Raw genomic sequence first — 1,217 nt, forward strand, 5'->3', positions numbered from 1 at the left:
ACCGGTGATGAGATTTACTCTCTGAGCTGGGGGTGGCCGCAGAGACCAGCGAGAAGCGACTGTTTACTAAAAACACAGGTCCGTGCGAAGCCGTAAGGCGATGTATACGGACTGACGCCTGCCCGGTGCTGGAACGTTAAGGGGACCGGTTAGTGCACTTTCGGGTGTGCGAAGCTGAGAACTTAAGCGCCAGTAAACGGCGGTGGTAACTATAACCATCCTAAGGTAGCGAAATTCCTTGTCGGGTAAGTTCCGACCTGCACGAATGGCGTAACGACTTCTCGACTGTCTCAACCATAGGCCCGGTGAAATTGCACTACGAGTAAAGATGCTCGTTTCGCGCAGCAGGACGGAAAGACCCCGGGACCTTTACTACAGTTTGATATTGGTGTTCGGTTCGGCTTGTGTAGGATAGCTGGGAGACTGTGAAATTGTGGCGCCAGCCATGGTGGAGTCGTCGTTGAAATACCAGTCTGGTCGTGCTGGATGTCTAACCTGGGTCCGTGATCCGGATCAGGGACAGTGTCTGATGGGTAGTTTAACTGGGGCGGTTGCCTCCTAAAGAGTAACGGAGGCGCCCAAAGGTTCCCTCAGCCTGGTTGGCAATCAGGTGTTGAGTGTAAGTGCACAAGGGAGCTTGACTGTGAGACCGACGGGTCGAGCAGGGACGAAAGTCGGGACTAGTGATCCGGCGGTGGCTTGTGGAAGCGCCGTCGCTCAACGGATAAAAGGTACCCCGGGGATAACAGGCTGATCTTCCCCAAGAGTCCATATCGACGGGATGGTTTGGCACCTCGATGTCGGCTCGTCGCATCCTGGGGCTGGAGTCGGTCCCAAGGGTTGGGCTGTTCGCCCATTAAAGCGGTACGCGAGCTGGGTTTAGAACGTCGTGAGACAGTTCGGTCCCTATCCGCTGTGCGCGTAGGAATATTGAGAAGGGCTGTCCCTAGTACGAGAGGACCGGGACGGACGAACCTCTGGTGTGCCAGTTGTCCTGCCAAGGGCATGGCTGGTTGGCTACGTTCGGGAGGGATAACCGCTGAAAGCATCTAAGCGGGAAGCCTGCTTCGAGATGAGTATTCCCACCAACTAGATTGGTTAAGGCTCCCAGTAGACGACTGGGTTGATAGGCCGGATGTGGAAGCCTCGTAAGGGGTGAAGCTGACTGGTACTAATAGGCCGAGGGCTTGTCCTCAGTTGCTCGCGTCCACTGTGTT

General features: G+C 55.6%; 1 rRNA gene (only partly in view). It reads left to right on the plus strand.

The features are described from left to right. A 23S ribosomal RNA gene (locus ACZ5VQ_RS49280) occupies nt 1-1,195 on the plus strand; its annotated part reaches 1,376 nt to the left of the window's first position; the annotation flags it as partial. Nucleotides 1,196-1,217 lie beyond the last annotated feature (22 nt).

It is taken from the genome of Streptomyces sp. NPDC033178 (genome assembly GCF_055577685.1).